We start from the raw sequence: 425 nt of genomic DNA, 5'->3' as shown, positions 1-425 counted from the left end.
TCATATGCAGATACTTGACCATTCGGTGTAACGAATGAATTTGCTTTCACTCCCCATTTAACACCTTTAGAGTTCTGACTTTCTACTTCAGTAACATAGTTTTTTTGATTATAACTAATTGTTTTAGAGTAGTTGAATGAGCCACTGCCTCCGATTGATGGCGCTGATTGGAAGTTTCCGCCGATATTATAGCCTAATTTCTGACTAACATCTGCTGAATCAATTTTATTTTTAGGAAGATAATTGATTAAATCAACATTAGAGTCTTTCGTTTTCAAACTGATATTATATTGAAATGGCCATATCATTCTTTTAATATATGGATATTTTTTTAAGTCTGAATATGTTGTTCTAGAGCTGATGAAGCCTTGCATCTTAACAACTAGGGCATCTTTGTTATATTTTTTATCTTTTACAAAATCAAA

Annotated in this window: 1 pseudogene; it reads right to left on the bottom strand. The window is 31.5% G+C overall.

The annotated features are described in order from the left end of the window. A pseudogene (hlgA, locus tag A6013_RS26380) lies at positions 1-425 on the bottom strand (bi-component gamma-hemolysin HlgAB subunit A); the annotation flags it as partial.

Source organism: Enterobacter sp. IF2SW-B1, from assembly GCF_001743375.1.
Classification (GTDB): domain Bacteria; phylum Pseudomonadota; class Gammaproteobacteria; order Enterobacterales; family Enterobacteriaceae; genus Enterobacter; species Enterobacter bugandensis.
The sequence above is the reverse complement of the archived record's forward strand: the minus strand, read 5'-3'. Positions and strand labels throughout refer to the sequence as shown.